This window comes from Lawsonibacter sp. LCP25S3_E2 (assembly GCF_052117285.1).
Lineage (GTDB): Bacteria > Bacillota > Clostridia > Oscillospirales > Oscillospiraceae > Lawsonibacter.
Window position 1 is genome coordinate 64,460 of the sequence record NZ_JBQKJL010000005.1, and the last position, 16,276, is coordinate 80,735.

17 protein-coding genes are annotated in these 16,276 nt (G+C 59.8%); 8 read left to right on the forward strand and 9 right to left on the reverse strand.

Features of this window, described 5'->3' with window-relative positions; all coding sequences use genetic code 11:
- Positions 1-7: 7 nt before the first annotated feature.
- Together ACTQ3R_RS06180 and ACTQ3R_RS06185 are read right to left on the reverse strand one after the other, a co-directional pair.
- Complete coding sequence (locus ACTQ3R_RS06180; RefSeq protein ID WP_441778271.1) at positions 8-1,150, reverse strand: acyl-CoA dehydrogenase; 1,143 nt, start codon at positions 1,148-1,150, stop codon at positions 8-10.
- 456 nt (positions 1,151-1,606) lie between these two features.
- Entirely contained in the window at positions 1,607-2,446 is an 840-nt protein-coding gene (locus ACTQ3R_RS06185; protein WP_441778272.1) for a 3-hydroxyacyl-CoA dehydrogenase family protein, read from the reverse strand.
- Positions 2,447-2,968: 522 nt separating this feature from the next.
- Here ACTQ3R_RS06185 and ACTQ3R_RS06190 point away from each other — a divergent pair.
- The 3 genes from ACTQ3R_RS06190 to ACTQ3R_RS06200 are packed head-to-tail and all read left to right on the forward strand — an operon-like array spanning position 2,969 to position 4,838.
- Positions 2,969-3,691 (forward strand): WecB/TagA/CpsF family glycosyltransferase, encoded by a 723-nt coding sequence (locus tag ACTQ3R_RS06190; RefSeq protein WP_441778273.1) that lies wholly within the window; start codon positions 2,969-2,971, stop codon positions 3,689-3,691.
- Between the two features lie 48 nt (positions 3,692-3,739).
- Positions 3,740-4,279: a DJ-1 family glyoxalase III gene (locus ACTQ3R_RS06195; RefSeq protein WP_441778274.1), complete on the forward strand. Its 540-nt coding sequence runs from the start codon at positions 3,740-3,742 to the stop codon at positions 4,277-4,279.
- The gene (locus ACTQ3R_RS06200; protein WP_441778275.1) at positions 4,263-4,838 is read left to right on the forward strand and encodes a 5-formyltetrahydrofolate cyclo-ligase; all 576 of its coding nucleotides are present in this window, start codon (positions 4,263-4,265) and stop codon (positions 4,836-4,838) included. Before ACTQ3R_RS06195 ends, ACTQ3R_RS06200 begins: the two co-directional genes overlap by 17 nt.
- A 59-nt stretch (positions 4,839-4,897) precedes the next feature.
- Here ACTQ3R_RS06200 and ACTQ3R_RS06205 read toward each other — a convergent pair whose 3' ends face one another.
- Positions 4,898-5,086 (reverse strand): hypothetical protein, encoded by a 189-nt coding sequence (locus ACTQ3R_RS06205; RefSeq protein WP_441778276.1) that lies wholly within the window; start codon positions 5,084-5,086, stop codon positions 4,898-4,900.
- 123 nt (positions 5,087-5,209) lie between these two features.
- Between ACTQ3R_RS06205 and mltG the strand changes: the two genes are divergently transcribed.
- From mltG to gluQRS, 4 genes are read left to right on the forward strand one after another with little or no spacing between them, the layout of a single operon-like run.
- Positions 5,210-6,388, forward strand: coding sequence for an endolytic transglycosylase MltG (gene mltG / locus ACTQ3R_RS06210; RefSeq protein WP_441778277.1), 1,179 nt, complete (start codon positions 5,210-5,212; stop codon positions 6,386-6,388).
- A gap of 57 nt (positions 6,389-6,445) precedes the next feature.
- On the forward strand, positions 6,446-7,666 hold the full coding sequence (locus tag ACTQ3R_RS06215; RefSeq protein ID WP_441778278.1) for a peptidase U32 family protein: 1,221 nt from the start codon (positions 6,446-6,448) through the stop codon (positions 7,664-7,666).
- 12 nt (positions 7,667-7,678) lie between these two features.
- Complete coding sequence (locus tag ACTQ3R_RS06220) at positions 7,679-8,059, forward strand: metallopeptidase family protein (RefSeq protein WP_441778279.1); 381 nt, start codon at positions 7,679-7,681, stop codon at positions 8,057-8,059.
- Positions 8,060-8,078: 19 nt separating this feature from the next.
- Entirely contained in the window at positions 8,079-9,005 is a 927-nt protein-coding gene (gene gluQRS / locus ACTQ3R_RS06225) for a tRNA glutamyl-Q(34) synthetase GluQRS (RefSeq protein ID WP_441778280.1), read from the forward strand.
- A gap of 55 nt (positions 9,006-9,060) precedes the next feature.
- On the opposite strand, the gene ACTQ3R_RS06230 is transcribed toward gluQRS, so the two are convergent.
- From ACTQ3R_RS06230 to ACTQ3R_RS06250, 5 genes are all read right to left on the reverse strand, one after another.
- Entirely contained in the window at positions 9,061-9,510 is a 450-nt protein-coding gene (locus ACTQ3R_RS06230) for a YhcH/YjgK/YiaL family protein (protein WP_441778281.1), read from the reverse strand.
- A 1-nt stretch (position 9,511) separates the two neighbouring features.
- Positions 9,512-9,967 carry a transcriptional regulator NrdR gene (gene nrdR / locus ACTQ3R_RS06235; protein ID WP_441778282.1) on the reverse strand — a complete coding sequence of 152 codons (456 nt, stop codon included), beginning with the start codon at positions 9,965-9,967 and terminating at the stop codon, positions 9,512-9,514.
- Between the two features lie 106 nt (positions 9,968-10,073).
- A complete protein-coding gene (locus tag ACTQ3R_RS06240) occupies positions 10,074-11,342 on the reverse strand; it encodes a helix-turn-helix domain-containing protein (protein ID WP_441778283.1) in 1,269 nt (422 codons plus the stop codon).
- Between the two features lie 99 nt (positions 11,343-11,441).
- Entirely contained in the window at positions 11,442-12,251 is an 810-nt protein-coding gene (locus tag ACTQ3R_RS06245; protein WP_441778284.1) for a TIGR03915 family putative DNA repair protein, read from the reverse strand.
- A 12-nt stretch (positions 12,252-12,263) separates the two neighbouring features.
- A complete protein-coding gene (locus tag ACTQ3R_RS06250) occupies positions 12,264-13,529 on the reverse strand; it encodes a putative DNA modification/repair radical SAM protein (protein ID WP_441778285.1) in 1,266 nt (421 codons plus the stop codon).
- A 191-nt stretch (positions 13,530-13,720) separates the two neighbouring features.
- Here ACTQ3R_RS06250 and ACTQ3R_RS06255 point away from each other — a divergent pair, with 191 nt between their 5' ends.
- A complete protein-coding gene (locus ACTQ3R_RS06255) occupies positions 13,721-15,100 on the forward strand; it encodes a sodium-dependent transporter (RefSeq protein ID WP_441778286.1) in 1,380 nt (459 codons plus the stop codon).
- A gap of 228 nt (positions 15,101-15,328) precedes the next feature.
- On the opposite strand, the gene ACTQ3R_RS06260 is transcribed toward ACTQ3R_RS06255, so the two are convergent.
- On the reverse strand, positions 15,329-16,276 hold the full coding sequence (locus ACTQ3R_RS06260; RefSeq protein WP_441778287.1) for a TIGR03943 family putative permease subunit: 948 nt from the start codon (positions 16,274-16,276) through the stop codon (positions 15,329-15,331).

Sequence of the window (16,276 nt, forward strand, 5' to 3'; positions counted from 1 at the left end):
TCCTATCTTATTTCACGCCCAGGTGGCTGGAAATGACCATGCGCTGGACCTCGGAAGTGCCCTCGTAGATCTCGGTGATCTTGGCGTCGCGCATCATGCGCTCCACGGGGTACTCACGGGTGTAGCCGTAGCCACCGAAGAGCTGAACGGCCCGGCGGGTCACATCGGAAGCGGCCTCAGCGGCAAAGAGCTTGGCCATAGCGGCGTCCATGGAGTAGGGCTCGTGGTTCTGCTTCTTCATAGCGGCGGCGTACACCAGGTACTGGGCGGCCTGCATACGGGTGTGCATATCGGCCAGCTGGAACTGGGTGTTCTGGAACTGGCTCAGGCGCTTCTTGAACTGGATACGCTCCTGGGTGTACTTGATGGCCTCGTTGATGGCGCCCTCGCCCAGACCCAGAGCCTGAGCAGCAATGCCGATACGGCCGCCGTCCAGAGTCATCATGGCGATCTTAAAGCCCTTGCCCTCCTGGCCCAGCAGGTTCTCCTTGGGAACGATGCAGTCCTCAAAGATCAGGTCACAGGTGGAGGAGCCGCGGATACCCATCTTCTTCTCGTGCTTGCCCACGGAGAAGCCGGGGAAGCTCTTCTCCACGATGAAGGCGGAGATGCCGTGGTTGCCCAGCTTGGGATCGGTCATGGCGAAGACCACGAAGGTGTCGGCCACAGTGCCGTTGGTGATGAAGCACTTGGAGCCGTTGAGGACGTAGTGATCGCCCTCCAGCACGGCGGTGGTCTGCTGGCCAGAGGCGTCGGTACCGGCGTTGGGCTCGGTCAGGCCGAAGGCGCCGATCTTCTTGCCGGACAGCAGGTCGGGCAGGTACTTCATCTTCTGCTCCTCGGTGCCGTGCTCAAAGATGGGGGCGCAGCACAGAGAGGTGTGAGCGGACACGATAACGGCGGTGGTGCCGCAGACCTTGGCCAGCTCCTCCACGCACATGGCGTAGGACAGCACATCGCCGCCGGCGCCGCCATACTGCTTGGGGAAGTAGATGCCCATCATGCCCAGCTTGCCCATCTTCTCCACGGTCTCCATGGGGAAGCGCTCTTCCTCGTCGATCTCCTCGGCCAAAGGCTTGACCTCGTTCTCGGCGAACTCGCGGTACATCTTGCGGACCATCTCTTGTTCTTTCGACAGGTGAAAATCCATTTTGCAGTCCTCCTACTATAAATTACTAGCTTGATATCGTGAGCGCTTCCGCCGGCGAGGAGGGCCGGCCTTCCAGACCATATGCGGCACTGTCGTGGCGGAGCAAAACGATACATGGGAATGTCCGAACATCCCTGGGCTCGATGGAAACCCCATCTTCGTTATAATTTTAACAAAGGTGGGGTAAAAAAAGAGCAACACGGGCCTGTCCGGCGTTGCGGAATTTATTGTACACGCAGGGGTGTCGAATAAACTGACCAAAGTATATCATTCTTCCCCTTAAAATGCAAGGGGGAAAGTGCAGGAAATCCTTAATTTATCAAGAGAAAATGTGGATAATTTCATGTAAAACCATGTGAGTTGCCCAGGGGGTGGGGGAAGGGGGAATGCTGGCGGGGGCGGAAGAAAAACGCCGCCGGAGGGATAAACCCTCCGGCGGCGTTGACAGAGCAGGATTTACTTCTTGGTGTAGTCGTAGAAGCCCTTGCCGGTCTTGCGGCCCAGCAGACCGCCGCGGACCATCTTCTTGAGCAGATAGGTGGGGCGGTACTTGGAATCGCCAAACTCGGTGTACAGGGTCTCCATGATGGCCAGACATACGTCCAGACCGATGAAGTCGCCCAGAGCCAGGGGGCCCATGGGGTGGTTTGCGCCCAGCTGCATGGACTTGTCGATGTCCTCCACGCTGGCCGCACCGGTCTCCACCAGGCCGATGGCGTCGTTGATCATGGGGATGAGCAGCTTGTTGACCACGAAGCCCGGAGATTCCTTGACCTCCACGGGGTCCTTGCCCAGCTCTTTGGCCAGGTTGTAGGTGAACTCGAAGGTCTCATCGGTGGTGTTAATGCCCCGGATGATCTCCACCAGCTTCATGGAGGGCACGGGGTTAAAGAAGTGCATACCGATGAGGGGGTGCTTCAGGCCACGAGCCATGTCGGTGATGGGCAGGGAGGAGGTGTTGGAGGCGAAGATGGTGTCCTCCTTGCACAGCTCATCCAGCTCCTTAAACAGGGCCTTCTTGGTGTCCATATCCTCCTTGACGCACTCGATGACCAGATCGGCATCGGCGGCGGCGGCAGTCTCCTCCACGGAGATATTGGCCATAAGGGCATCCTTGGCCTCCTGGGTCATCTTGCCCTTGTCTACCCGCTTCTGGAGGGACTTGGCCAGGGCATCCTTATGCCGCTGGGCGGATTCCAGGCTGCTGGCGTACATCAGGACCGAGTGGCCCTTGGCGGCAAAGACCTGGGAGATGCCGCTGCCCATGGTGCCGGCGCCGAACACTGCAACTTTCATACTGTTTCCTCCTAATATGGTAATTCTGCCGCGGGCTCTGGTTCCCTGGCCGGAGGCTTCGCGGCTCCGCTCTCTTGCTCCACAGTATAACTGTTTTTCTATCTGGAAGCAAGGGCAAAAAGGCGTTTTTCTAGATTTTTTTTCGCGGAAGGCCCAAAAAATTGAGAAATTATAATTAAATAATTATACTTTTGCTATCTAAATTGTTATAATGCGGCGAGGGACAGGTCCAAGCGAAGCTGAAGCGGGCAAAGAGAAGGCCTGCAAAAGTGACCGGCAAGGGGCAGCCTGATTTCTCCGGCACAGAGGGAAAATGAGCAGAAAGGGAGAAAACGGGCAGGGGACAGTCCAAACCTTTCACGGAAAATTCATAGACTTTTTGGGCGAATCATGGTAGAATCGAAAATGGATTGGAATCAAAATTATCCTGCCTTCTGTTTGAGCGACGGTCCCGCCGGGAAAACTGCCCTTGGGGACCGAGCAGAAGGGGGGCGTAAGCGTGAAAGACGCGTGGAGGTAAGTGTGAAACGAGAGATTTTAGGCATCCAATTTGACGATCTCACACGGGAAGAGGCTGCCCAGCGGGGAGCACAGCTGCTGGAGGAGGATAAGTTCCACTATGTGGTCACGCCAAATCCGGAGTTTATCCTGGCCGCAGAGAAGGATCCGGAGTTTAAGCGGGTCCTGAATGAGGCGGACCTGGTGCTCCCCGACGGCATCGGTGTGATCTATTCCGCTAAGATCCTGGGTACTCCTCTTAAATGCCGGGTTGCGGGGATTGAGTTTGGCGAGGACATGCTCGCCTGCCTCAACGAGCGCAAGGGCCGGCTGTTTCTCCTGGGTGCCAAGCCCGGTGTGGCCGAGGCGGCGGGGGAGAAGATTCTGGAGCGCTATCCGGACATTGTCCTGTGCGGCACCCAGGACGGATATTTTAAGGATGAGCAGAGCGTGCTGCTGAAGGTGGCGGCTGCCCAGCCTGATTTGCTCTTTGTCTGCCTGGGAGCGCCCAAGCAGGAGAAGTGGATGGCCCGGTGGGGCAAGCACACCGGTGCCCGGCTGGCCATTGGCCTGGGGGGCGTGCTGGATGTGTTCGCGGGCAATGTGAAGCGGGCCCCAGAGGCCTGGCAGAAGGCGGGCATGGAGTGGGCCTACCGCCTGGTGCGGGAGCCCCAGCGGGCTGGCCGTATGGCAAAGCTCCCGCTGGTTCTGGTAAAAGCTGCCGGAGAAAAGATCCGGCGTAAGTAATCCCGGAGCGCTGCGCGTCTGGGAGGGTTTGGAAAAGGAGGTTTTCCTATGGTGTACATTATGCTGGCAGAAGGCTTTGAGGAGTCTGAGGCCATTGTGCCTGCGGATCTGCTGCGCCGGGCTGGTATCGAGACCGCCCTGGTGTCGGTAGAGCCCGGCCTGGTGCGGGGCAGCCACGGCATCTGTGTCCAGGCAGATCTGACCTTCGGGCAGATCGACCTGTCAAAGGCGGAAATGATCGTTCTGCCCGGCGGCCTGGGGGGCGTGAAGAACCTGAGCAAGCTCTCCGGCATCGGCCACACCATCCAGCTGCTTCTGGAGCAAGACAAGTGGGTGGCTGCCATCTGTGCCGCCCCCACCCTGCTGGCAAAACGGGGGTTTCTGCAGGGAAAGAAAGCGGTGTGCTACCCCGGTATGGAAGACCAACTGGAGGGCGCTGAGCCCCAAATGGAGCGCGGCGTTGTAGTAGACAGACCAATTATCACCGGCCGGGCGGCCGGTTCCGCCTTTGACTTTGGGCTGGAGCTGGTGAAGGCCCTGGCGGGAGAAGAAAAAGCGAAAGAGGTGCGAGATGGCATCCACTATTGACGAGGAAAAAAAGCAGCTGCGAAAGAATGTACGCCGGCAGCTGTCCGCCATGGACCCCCAGGAGCTTGTCCAGGGGGACGCGGCCCTGTTTGAACAGTTTCTGGCCCTGCCCCAGGTGAAAGCGGCCAAGACCATCTTTGCCTTCTGGGGCATTGCCGGCAAGGAGCCCGACACCAAAAAGCTCATTGCCCGGCTGGTGGAGCAGGGCAAGCAGATCGGCCTGCCCCGTATGCTTCCGGAGCATCAGATGGAGGTGCGCCTGTACGACCCCGATAAGCCCCTGATTGAGGTGGGCTTTGGTATCTCCGAGCCGGGGGAGGACTGCCCCCGGATGGAGAAGGAGGACATCGACCTCATCCTGGTACCTGCGGTGTGCTATGACCGCCGGGGCTACCGCCTGGGCTTTGGCGGAGGGTACTACGACCGGTGGCTGGAGCATTTCTCTGGCTTCCGGGTGGGCCTGTGCCGGAAGGCCGTTCTCCAGGACCAGGTGCCCACCGAGGCTCACGACAGCCGGGTGGACCTGCTTATCACCGAGGAGGAGACCTTCTCCTTCTGAGAAACGGGAATAAAAAGTGGGCGGGAGAGAATTCCCCCGCCCAGGTGGATGTGTAGCGATCAGCAGCAGCCGCAATCGTCGTCACAGCCGCTGTTCCGGCTGCTGCCGCAGCCGTTGCTGTTGCCGCAGCCACAGCTGTTGCTGCCGCAGCCGCTGTTGTTCCAGCCGCCGCAGCAGCAGAAGAGGATGATCAGAAGAATGATCCACCAGGAGCCATTGCCGCCCCAACCATTGTTCCCACAGCACATATTGCATTTCACCTCATTTCATTTGCGCCGGGACTTGTTTTCCCGCGCTTCTGTACCATTCTATGGCCCCGGCCTGTCCCCGGTGACAGGGGCGGAGCAAAAAATCATTAGGAGCTGAACCCAATGCCACAGCAACGAGACTATGAACCGCACCAGCGCAGAAGCACCCGCACCACCTCCCACCGGGAGGACAGGGGCGAGTACCGGGAGGAGGCTTCCCACCGATCCTCCTCCCAGCGCCGCAGAAAACGCAAACCCTCCGCCGGACGCACCGCCAGCCTGGTGCTGCTGTATATCGCGGGGGTCATCGGGTCCTCTGTCCTTCTGGCCTGCGTAGGCTGGATCCTGGCCGGAGATGTGCTGGCCCTGAACAAGGAGGAGAAGACGGTCACCATTACCATCACCAATGAGGATTCCTTTGGAGATGTGGCCGACCGCCTGAAGGAAGAGGGACTCATCGAGTACAAATGGCTCTTCAAGCTCTTTGCCGGCATCACCGGCGGGGACGATAATGTGACCATGGGTACCTACACCCTGAACACCGACATGGACTACCGGGCGCTGCTCAGCAGTATGAGTGCCAACTCCGCCACAAAGGCTGAGGTGTCCATCACCATCACCGAGGGCATGAACCTCTCCCAGATCTTTGCGCTGATGGAGGACCGGGGGGTGGCCACGGTAGAGGACCTCAATGAGCAGGCGGCCAACTATGACTATGCCTTTGATTTCCTCCAGGATATTCCCCTGGGCGATGTCAACCGTCTGGAAGGCTTCCTCTACCCGGATACCTACCAGTTCTATACTCCCCACAACACCGTCTACGCTATCAATAAAATGCTGGTGCGCTTTGATGAGATCTATGACGAGACCATGCGTCAGCAGGTGGCCGACTCGGGCTATACCCTGCGGGAGATCCTGACCATCGCCTCCCTCATTGAGCGTGAGACCGACGGTGAGGACCAGGCCAAGATTGCCTCGGTCATCTATAACCGCCTCAATAACCCCAATGCGGGGACCCAGGGCTATCTGCAGATCGACGCCACCCTGGTCTATATCAACGGAGGCAAGCAGCCCACCGAGGCGGACAAGGCCATCGACTCCCCCTATAACACCTACAAATATAAGGGACTGCCCCCCGCCCCCATTGCCAACCCAGGCAAGGAGGCTATCCAGGCCGCCCTCAACCCCGAGAGCACGGACTACTTCTACTATGCCCTGGGGGACGACGGCAAGCATCACTACTTCAAGACCTACGATCAGCTGCAGTCCTTCCTGGCTACCCAGGAACTGTATAACGGATAAACCAAACACACGGGGCGGGGGCGTTGTCCCCTGCCCCATTCTTTAGGAGAGAACGATATGGGAAGAAAAATCGAGCTTTTGGCCCCGGCGGGGGACATGGAGCGGCTTCAAATGGCCCTGGCCTATGGAGCGGACGCGGTGTATTTGGCAGGGAACATGTTCGGCATGCGCTCCTTTGCCGGCAACTTTGACCCCGAGGAGCTGAGAACCGCTGTGGAGCTGTGCCACAGCCGCGGTGTGCGCGTCCACGTCACCTGCAATACCATGCCCCGTAATGAGGAGGTGGCCAGGCTGCCGGAGTGGCTGGAGTATCTGGAGGCGGTGGGGGTGGACGCCGTCATTTTGGCCGATGTGGGCACCCTGGCTCTCTGTAAGCGCTATGCTCCCCACGTCCAGTGCCATATCTCCACCCAGGCCAGCATTGTCAACTACCAGTCTGCCTGTGCCTGGCACGATTTGGGGGCCAGCCGGGTCATCCTGGCACGGGAGCTGAGCCTGGACGAGATCCGGGAGATCCGCCAAAAGACCCCCAAGGAGCTGGAGATCGAGGCCTTTGCCCATGGGGCCATGTGCGTGAGCTACTCCGGGCGGTGCCTGCTGTCCAACTACATGACCGGCCGGGACTCCAACCGGGGAGAGTGTGCCCAGCCCTGCCGCTATCAGTATGCCCTGATGGAGGAGAAGCGCCCTGGGGAGTATTTCCCCGTTTTTGAGGAGAACGGGGAGACCTACATCATGAACTCACGGGATATGTGCATGATCGACCATGTGGCCGAGCTGATGGACGCAGGCCTTGACTCCCTGAAGCTGGAGGGCCGGGCCAAGAGCGCCTACTACGCTGCCATCGTCACCGGGGCCTACCGCCACGCCATTGACGCCGCCATCGCGGGACAGCCCCTGGATCCCGTGTGGCGGGACGAAGTGGAGCACATCAGCCACCGGCACTACTCCACCGGCTTTTACTTCGGCCAGCCGGGGCAATATACAGAAAATTCCCGGTACGTCCGGGACTGGCAGATCGTGGCGAAGGTCCAGTCCTGTGACGGAGAGGGCAACGCCCTGCTCACCCTCAACAACAAATTTGCCCTGGGGGCCGAGCTGGAGCTGGTGGGCCCTGACGTGCGCCCCCAGAAGCTGACGGTGGAGGGCCTGTGGGACGGGGAGGGGAACCCTCTCACCGAGGTGCGCAAGCCCCAGATGACCTTCCGTATGAAGCTGCCCCGGCAGGTGCAGCCCCTGTCCCTGCTGCGGCGGCAGGCTGATCTCAGCCCGCAGTAAGGGGGAGCGGGAATGACACCCACCTATGAACAGATGGGAGACTGGCTGGAGGAGATCGCCGGAGCATTCCCGGACTCCTTTTTTGAGGGGCTGGACGGAGGCATCCAGCTGGAAGAACAGGCCCTTCTAGACCCGGAGTTTCCCCCTGGAGAGATGTACATCATGGGGGAGTATGTCCACGACCTGCTGGGCCGGTACATCCTTCTCTACTACGGCTCCTTTGCCGCGATCCTGGGCGAGGAGGACGAGGAGATGTGGAAGGACGAGATCTTTGCCACCGTGGCCCATGAGTTTACCCACCACCTGGAGGAGACTGCCGGTCTCCATGCTCTGGACGACAAGGATGCGGAGTTTTTGCAGCAGGCCCTGGGAGAGTTGGAAATTAGGAGTTAGGAATTGGAGGGAAAGCGCTATGTCCCACAACGCAGCCAAACCAACTGGCCGCTTTGCCCCCAGTCCCAGCGGGCGGATGCACATGGGCAACCTGTGGTCCTGCCTGCTCTCCTGGCTCAGTGCCCGCAGCGCCGGAGGACGGATGGTCCTGCGTCTGGAGGACTTGGACCCGGACCGGTGCCGGCAAGAGTACTGCGACCAGGTGATGCGGGATCTGGAGTGGCTTGGCCTTGACTGGGATGGGGAGCCCGTCTACCAGTCCAAACGGACGAAGGCCTATGCCCAGGCCTTCCGTGCTCTGGAGGAACAGGGGCTCCTTTACCCCTGCTACTGTACCAGGGCCGAGCGCCTGGCAGCCTCTGCTCCCCACCGCTCCGATGGCCTTTCCGTCTACGACGGACGCTGTTCCAGGCTGACGGCAGCGCAGCGGGAGACGCTGGAGAAAACCCGCCGCCCTGCCTGGCGGGCCTCTGTGCCGGAAAAAACCATTACATTTTGTGATTTGTTCTATGGAAATTACAGTGAGGATTTAAAAACGGACTGTGGGGACTTCATTGTCCGCCGGTCCGACGGAGTCTATGCCTACCAGTTGGCAGTGGTGGTGGACGATGCCGCCATGGGGGTCACCCAGGTGGTGCGGGGGAGCGATCTGCTCTCCTCCACACCCCGGCAGCTGTGGCTCCAGGAGGCCCTGGGATTCCAACACCCGGACTATGGCCACCTGCCTCTGCTCCTGTCCACGGAGGGGAGGCGTCTGGCCAAACGGGACCGGGATCTGGAGCTGGGTGAGCTCCAGCGGCGGTATTCCGCCCCGGAGCTGGTGGGGGCCCTGGCCTGCGCCGCGGGCCTCATAGACCGGCCTGAGCCCATTTCTCCGCAAGCGCTCATTCCCCTGTTTTCCTGGGAGAGGCTTCCCAAAGAAGATCTGGTGTGGAGCCTTCGATAACAAACAGAAAGCCCCCACGGCCTTGGGCCGTGGGGGCTTTTCCAGCATATTTGATTTAAAGCTTGACCTTGACGACCACTTTGCGGCAGGGGGTGGGGCCGTTTACGGCGATACAGGGGGCGTGGGCATCGCCGGGCCAGAGGACGGCAAACTTCCCAGGGGTAAGAATGACATGGGAGTCGGCCGGGCCGTGGTGGAACCAGATATCCCCCTCGGGCCGGGCCTCGACCGTGTCGGTCATGTCCTCCAGAGCGCCGATGCCGATGGCCTCCACGCCGGAGAGGAGACACTGGATGTCGATGTACTTCTGGTGGGTCTCGGGGGTGAGATTTTCGGGCTTGGTCTCATAGGACTGCAGGAGGAAGAACAGGTCGTCCCCGTCCACCTCATGCCGCTTGTCCTCCAACTGGGAGAAGTCGGTCTCGGCCAGGAGCTTCAGGCCCTTGTATACGCCGGGGTGGATGTCCTTGTAGAATTCGATGTGCGCTAAGCTGTCATAGATCATATTACTTGTCCTCCAATAGTTTATTGAGCTCGTGCATAAAGGTGTTGATATCCTTAAACTGACGATACACGGAGGCGAAGCGCACATAGGCCACCTCGTCCAGCTTTTTCAGCCGCTCCATTACCAGCTCGCCGATCTGGGTGGAGGGGATCTCACGCTCCATCTGGTTCTGGAGCACCTGTTCAATTTCCCCCACCAGCTCCTCCAGGGCGTGATAGGGCACCGGCCGCTTCTCACAGGCCCGGATGAGGCCGCCCAGGACCTTGTTGCGGTCGAAGCTCTGACGGCTGCCGTCCTTTTTCACCACCATCAGGGGCAGGGTCTCCATGGTCTCATAGGTGGTAAAGCGCTTGTGACAGGCCAGGCACTCCCGGCGGCGGCGGATGCTGGCTCCCTCGTCGGCAGGACGGGAGTCCACCACCTTGCTCTCCAGATAGGAACAGTAGGGACATTTCATGGCCGATACCTCCTGTTGTGGTTTCGTTCTGATTTATCGAATTATACCACAAAATGGAAGGGTACGGCAAGCCCCTGGAGAGCTTCCCCGGAGGAAAATAGCGATATTATTCCTCTTCCTGGGACAGCGGATAGTCCAGGCCAGTGGGGAAGGGACCGGGGGCGCGGTAGGCAGAGTCCCAGGTCCAGACACCCCGCCCGTCGTCGTAGGTATAGGAGTTACCGGGGTAGAGCCGCTTCCGTCCCCAGGAATCGGTGAGGAGGATGGCATCATAGTACTCATGACCGGGCTCCAGGGCAATGTCTTGGGGAGCAAACCAGCCGTGTTCGGTATATACCTGGCCGGCGGTAGTGGTTACCTGCCGCTCTCCTTCTTGGTACCACACGAAGGGCTCCCCGTCTCGGAACATCCCCAACTGAAGGGACAGGTCCTCCTCCTGCACGGGCAGATAGCCGGTTTGATTTGCAGAGTAGTTGTCCAGGAGAGAGTAAGAAAGCCGGTCTTTTCCGGCGGGGAGCAGGCCGTCCCGCACGTGGGTCAGGAAGGAACGTTGGACGGCCAGGACGGGAAAGCTGCGGTCATAGAGATCGTGGAAGGTGTCCAGCTGCTGGACAATGCGCTCTTCCCCGGTGAGGAAGACCACCGAGAAGGTGATCTCGTTGGAAAGGGGAGCCTCCACCCGTGCGGAGAAGGTGTGGTCGGTCCCCAGCTCCACAGGGGTTTCCAGAGTTTTTCCGTCCCCCTGGGCCAGAAATAGGGCGGTGGTGTCCTGGGTGTAGTGTTTGGGAATGACCTGGATGTGGAAGGCGGCGGTGCCAGCCTCTGGGTCGGTGGAGAGGTATTCACAGCTCCAGTCGGAGGTCAGCGCATACTGCTCCTTCAGGGCGTCCTCCACCTGGCGGGTGATAGAGTGGATCTGCTCCTGCACATTCTGGTTGACGTTGCTGACCGACTGCTGGAGCAGGTCATATTTGTAGGTGATCTGGTTAAGCTGAATGGCCAGCGCAAGCACGACCCCGGCCAGACAGCAGCCGCCCGCAAGAAGGCCGGCCAGCAGCTGCTTTTTCCGCCGGGGCGATAAACTGCCGGGCTGGGCGGAGAGATACCCCTGGGTGATCTCCCGAACCATGGCCAGCTGCTGGGGAGTAAGCTCCTCCTCTCCGACGGGGCGTGGCTCCTCTTCCACCCCCAGCAGCCACCCTACGGTGACGGAGAACAGGCGGCTGAGGGCAATGAGCTTTTCCACTTCCGGGAGTGAGGCGTCCGATTCCCATTTATAAATGGCCTGCCGGGAGACCCCCAACTGCTCTCCCAGGCCCTCCTGGGAGAGCCCCAGCTCCTTTCGCTTTTGAGCGATACGCTGTCCCAGTGTCATAAAAACCGTCTCCTTTCCCCTCAAACGTAACAGGTCCGGGCAAAATCCGCTACCAACCGGAAGGTATTTTTTGTAAACCGGCAGGTTACATTACTCAAATTATACGAAAGGATCCTTTTTTGGGCAAGAGGTGTCGGGGAGTTGGGGCAGGGCGGTGTCCCAATCCTTCTGGAACTCGGTCATCATGGCCCAGTAGCGCTTGGGCATGTGGGTCATGCGGCACTGTGGATTATAGCGGCCCTCAATGGCAATGGTGTCATAGAAGCTGCGCCACAGCTTCCGGTACTGAAGCTCCTCCTCTCCGGGGGGGCCGGGACGGAAGTCCTCCACCGGCAGGATGGCCCACTCCCTGGGACGGGAGAACAGGGCTTCCTGATGGGTGCGGTCGTGGAGGACCAGGTTTTCGCCGGGGTAGCGGCCCCGAAAGTGGGGGCGCAAAAGGGGGAGCACCCGGTTTTTGGGTTCGATCTCCCCTACCAGAATACCGTGGAGCTCAGAAAACCGGGTAAAGCCCTTGTACTGGTGGGCCTCACTGTTCAGATGCTGCACGGCCCGGCGCACTGTGTCCACAATGGGATCGGTAAGGTTCCGGGTAAAGGCGGGGCCCCGGTCATAGCCCATACGGAGAAACCGCCACAGCCACAGCTCCTTTTCCGGAAGACAGGTGAGAAATCCCCGGACAAACAGTTCCCGCCCCTCCCGGCCCAGCTTTCCGTCCAGAGAGCGGTACACCCGCTGGGCGTGAGCGGAGTGGGTCTGGACGGTGCGCTGGGGATAGAGGGAGCAGGAGAGGTACTCCGGGGTGCGGAACTCCACCGGCTCCTCTTTATGAACATAGCTTTCGAACACGCAGGTGAGAAAGCCGGGAAAGCTGCCATCGTAGCAGCAGCATACCTGAGTCCAGGGCATGTGGATCACCTCCTAAACCGCCGAATCAAACAAGGACAGCTGCACCGGCTCCTCCGGGACCAGGGCGGGGGCCTCCAGAGCCAGCAGATGGCGCAGCAGCCCATCCTCTGTAACCTTCAGGCCCCGTAGGGGGCGGCCGGAACAGGTGAGAAAATACTGGGCCCGCTTCAGTACCACCCCCAGGCGCTTGAGTCCCTCAAAGGTGAGGGGGCCCACCCGCCGGGCGGTGAGAATCCGCCGGGCCGAGCGGACACCAATCCCCGGCACCCGCAGCAGGGCCTCATAGTCTGCCCGGTTCACCTCCACCGGGAAAAACTCCAGGTGGCGCAGGGCCCAGCAGCACTTGGGGTCCATGCGAAGGTCCAGGTCGGGCCGGCCCTCGTCTAAAATCTCCTCCGCCCGGAAGTGGTAAAAGCGCAGCAGCCAGTCCGCCTGATAGAGCCGGTGCTCCCGGAGAAGGGGCGGCTGGAAGCCCTGGGGGGCGGGGAGAAGAGGACTGGTGGACACAGGCATGTAGGCGGAGTAAAAGACCCGCTTTAAATGGTATTTATCATAAAGTCCCTGGGTGAGGGAGAGAATGTGCCGGTCGCTCTCCCCGGTGGCCCCTACGATCATCTGGGTGGACTGCCCCGCTGGGGCAAAGCGGGGGGCATGCCGGTATACCTTCAGCTCCTGTTTTGACACCGTGATCCCGTCCCGGATCTGCCCCATGGGGGCCAGAATGGCCCCCTTTTTCTTGTCGGGAGCCAGCAGGGCGAGACTCTGGGCGCTGGGCAGCTCAATGTTCACGCTCAGCCGGTCCGCCAGCAGCCCCAGGCGGTGGGTGAGCAGGGGATCGGCCCCAGGGATGGCCTTGGCGTGGATGTAGCCTCCAAAGCGGTATTCCTCCCGGAGCAGGCGCAGGGTCTCGATCATTTGCTCCGTGGTGTAATCGGGATTTTGAAGGACCGCCGAGGAGAGAAACAGCCCCTCGATATAGTTGCGCCGGTAAAAGCCCATGGTGAGCTCGCACAGTTCTCGGGGGGTGAAAGCCGCACGGGGCAGGTCGTTGGAGCGGCGGTTTATGCAGTACTGGCAGTCGTAGATGCAGAAGTTGGTCAACAGGACCTTTAACAGGGAGATGCATCGCCCATCGGCAGAGAAGGAGTGGCAGCAGCCGGCCATCATGGTGCTGCCCACCGTCCCTGGCCGCCCGGAGCGGTCCATGCCGCTGGAGGTACAGGCGGCGTCATACTTGGCCGCATCGGCCAGGATATTCAGCTTGTCCAGCAGCTCCATGGGCTCCCCTCCTCTGAAATAGAACACTTGTACTACACATTATACAAAAAAACCTTTCCCTGTCAAGAGGAAATTTCCCCCTTTTTTCTCCAGGGGTTGACCTGAGGGGGTTGGGCGGGTACAATAGGATAGTTGTTTCCGGGGAGAGCTCCCCGGATGTCCCGGAGGTGTCCGGGAGAGAGGAGAATATCATGGAAAAACGAGAGAGCTTTTCCTCCCGATTGGGCTTTCTGCTCATTTCGGCGGGGTGCGCCATTGGTCTGGGCAACGTATGGCGGTTTCCTTACATTACCGGTCAATACGGCGGGGCAGCCTTTGTGCTGCTCTACCTGCTGTTCCTGGTAGCCCTGGGCCTGCCGGTGCTGTCCATGGAGCTGGCGGTGGGCCGGGCCAGCCAGAAGAGCATGGCCCTGTCCTTCCACGTGCTGGAGCCCAAGGGCACCAAGTGGCACTGGTACAGCTACATCGGCTTTGCGGGCAACTACCTGCTGATGATGTTCTATACCGTCATTGCCGGGTGGCTGCTGTACTACTGCGTCAAGACCCTCCGGGGAGACTTTATGGGTCTGGACGCCCAGCAGGTCACCGGAGAGTTTACCCAGATGCAGGCCGACCCGGTGATCATGGGAGTCTTTATGGTCATCGTGGTGGTGCTTGGCATGCTGGTGTGTGCCCAGGGCCTGCGCAACGGTGTGGAACGGGTCAATAAGGTGATGATGCTCTGCCTGCTGGGCCTGATGGTGGTGCTGGCTATCAACTCCATTTTGCTGGAGGGGGCCGGCGAGGGGCTGAAGTTCTACCTCCAGCCCAATTTCCACAACCTGGTTTATGATGCCGAGGGCAACTTCATTCTGGGTGAGGCGGTCTTTGCCGCCATGGGACAGGCCTACTTCACTCTGTCCCTGGGCATTGGCGCCATTGCCATCTTCGGCAGCTACATCGGCAAGGAGCACCGGCTGATGGGCGAGGCGGTGCGCATTGGCGTGCTGGACACCAGCGTGGCCTTTGTGGCGGGCCTTATTATCTTCCCTGCCTGTTCCGCCTACGGGGTAGCTCCCCAGTCGGGTGCTTCCCTGGTGTTTATTACCCTGCCCAATGTGTTCAACCACATGCCCATGGGCCAGCTGTGGGGCGGGCTGTTCTTTGTGTTCCTGTTCTTTGCTGCCCTGTCCACCATCATTGCCGTGTTTGAGAACCTCATTTCCTTCTGTATGGACAAGTGGAACTGGAGCCGGAAGAAGGCCGTGCTGGTGAACCTGGTGGGCGTGCTGGTGCTATCCACGCCCTGTGTGCTGGGCTCCAATGTGTGGTCCAACGTGCGGATTCTGGGAATGGACATCTCCACGGTGGAGGACTTCCTGGTCTCCCAAAACATCCTGCCCCTGGGCTCGCTGGTATATCTGCTGTTCTGCGTGAGCAAGCTGGGCTGGGGCTGGGACAACTTCCTGGCTGAGGCCAATGCCGGCCAGGGCCTGCGCTTCCCCAAGTCCATCCGGTTCTATGTGACCTACATTCTGCCCATCGTGGTGCTGGTCATCTTTGTGCTGGGCTATATTTCTTTCTTTGGGTAATTCAAACCAGCAGCTTAGCTGCTGGTTTAAGGAGAGCTGCACAAAAATTCCCCCTCGATTTCATAAAAATTGTCGGGGGAATTTTTGCGAGAAGTGTTTTTGGGGTCGGCGGAGCCGCCCCAAAAAAGATTACAATTTTTTTGGCCGCCTGCGGGCGGCCAAATTCCTGCGGAAGGCATAAAAAATCCCCATGCGCGCAGCGCATGGGGATTTTTCTGCTTGTTTTGATTATCTAAAGTAGACCAGGGGGTCCTCCGGCCGCTCGGCGGGCTCTACGGACTGGGCATAGAGCACCACGCCCTCCCCGTCGTACACCTTGGCCTCCTCCCAGCGGATCTCCGCCGTGACAGTGACCCACTCCCCCTTCTTGAGAGAGCGGGACTTGTCGTACTTGCACAGGAAGCCGAAGAAGCGGATATCCTCGGCACAGCAGGTCATGGCATTGCGGCCGGGGACGAAGGTGCCCTTGGGCAGCTTCATTCCGGTCATGGCCTGGACCTTCATGGTGATGGTCTTGCCCACATACCGCTCTGGGTGCTCCTGGATGTCCAGGTACCAGATGCCGTAGTCCGGGTCCTCCAGGGTGATGTGGTCCTCCTCCAGGGAGTAGGGGAGGATGTCCTCCACCTCCAGCTCCTCTCCCTGCACGTCCTCAAAGACGATCTCGCACATGCGGTTCACCGCCCGGATGGACCGCTTCCACCCGGACATGGGCATGTCGGGGGTGCAGCGGTTGAAGAGGACCATATCCGCCTCGGTGACCATATCGATAAACATGGACTGCATGTTTTTCAGGTACATCTCAAAGGTGGAGCCGTCAATGACGTCGATGGCCTGGTAGAGGCCCCAGCCCTTGGGCAGCTTCAGGTTGCGCAGGATATCGATGGGCCACATGCCGTTGTATTCCAGCAAAACCCGCTCGGGCTGGAAGCGCCGGTCCACTTCCTGGAGAAATTCGGTGGTGAGCTGCTCCTGGCTTTCAATGGGGACCAGGCGGCAGTTGCGGTGAGACAGGTGCTGGGGGTCATATTCCTCCTCGCCGTCCTCGCACATGAGCAAAACGGTACGCTGGCCGTCGTTGAAGTAATCCATGTTCAGGGTGTCGGTGAGCAGGGTGGTCTTTCCGCTGTCCAGAAAGCCGGTAATGAGATACAGAGGGATACGGGAATCAGGCAT

Coding starts and splice junctions, on each gene's coding strand:
- nrdR (WP_441778282.1), bottom strand. CDS start 9,967: ATGAAATGTCCCTACTGTTCCTATCTGGAGAGCAAGGTGGTGGACTCC.
- ACTQ3R_RS06230 (WP_441778281.1), bottom strand. CDS start 9,510: ATGATCTATGACAGCTTAGCGCACATCGAATTCTACAAGGACATCCAC.
- ACTQ3R_RS06180 (WP_441778271.1), bottom strand. CDS start 1,150: ATGGATTTTCACCTGTCGAAAGAACAAGAGATGGTCCGCAAGATGTAC.
- ACTQ3R_RS06240 (WP_441778283.1), bottom strand. CDS start 11,342: ATGACACTGGGACAGCGTATCGCTCAAAAGCGAAAGGAGCTGGGGCTC.
- ACTQ3R_RS06215 (WP_441778278.1), top strand. CDS start 6,446: ATGGGAAGAAAAATCGAGCTTTTGGCCCCGGCGGGGGACATGGAGCGG.
- ACTQ3R_RS06255 (WP_441778286.1), top strand. CDS start 13,721: ATGGAAAAACGAGAGAGCTTTTCCTCCCGATTGGGCTTTCTGCTCATT.
- ACTQ3R_RS06195 (WP_441778274.1), top strand. CDS start 3,740: ATGGTGTACATTATGCTGGCAGAAGGCTTTGAGGAGTCTGAGGCCATT.
- ACTQ3R_RS06205 (WP_441778276.1), bottom strand. CDS start 5,086: ATGTGCTGTGGGAACAATGGTTGGGGCGGCAATGGCTCCTGGTGGATC.
- ACTQ3R_RS06260 (WP_441778287.1), bottom strand. CDS start 16,276: ATGCCTGATTCCCGTATCCCTCTGTATCTCATTACCGGCTTTCTGGAC.
- ACTQ3R_RS06220 (WP_441778279.1), top strand. CDS start 7,679: ATGACACCCACCTATGAACAGATGGGAGACTGGCTGGAGGAGATCGCC.
- ACTQ3R_RS06250 (WP_441778285.1), bottom strand. CDS start 13,529: ATGGAGCTGCTGGACAAGCTGAATATCCTGGCCGATGCGGCCAAGTAT.
- ACTQ3R_RS06200 (WP_441778275.1), top strand. CDS start 4,263: ATGGCATCCACTATTGACGAGGAAAAAAAGCAGCTGCGAAAGAATGTA.
- ACTQ3R_RS06245 (WP_441778284.1), bottom strand. CDS start 12,251: ATGCCCTGGACTCAGGTATGCTGCTGCTACGATGGCAGCTTTCCCGGC.
- ACTQ3R_RS06185 (WP_441778272.1), bottom strand. CDS start 2,446: ATGAAAGTTGCAGTGTTCGGCGCCGGCACCATGGGCAGCGGCATCTCC.
- gluQRS (WP_441778280.1), top strand. CDS start 8,079: ATGTCCCACAACGCAGCCAAACCAACTGGCCGCTTTGCCCCCAGTCCC.
- mltG (WP_441778277.1), top strand. CDS start 5,210: ATGCCACAGCAACGAGACTATGAACCGCACCAGCGCAGAAGCACCCGC.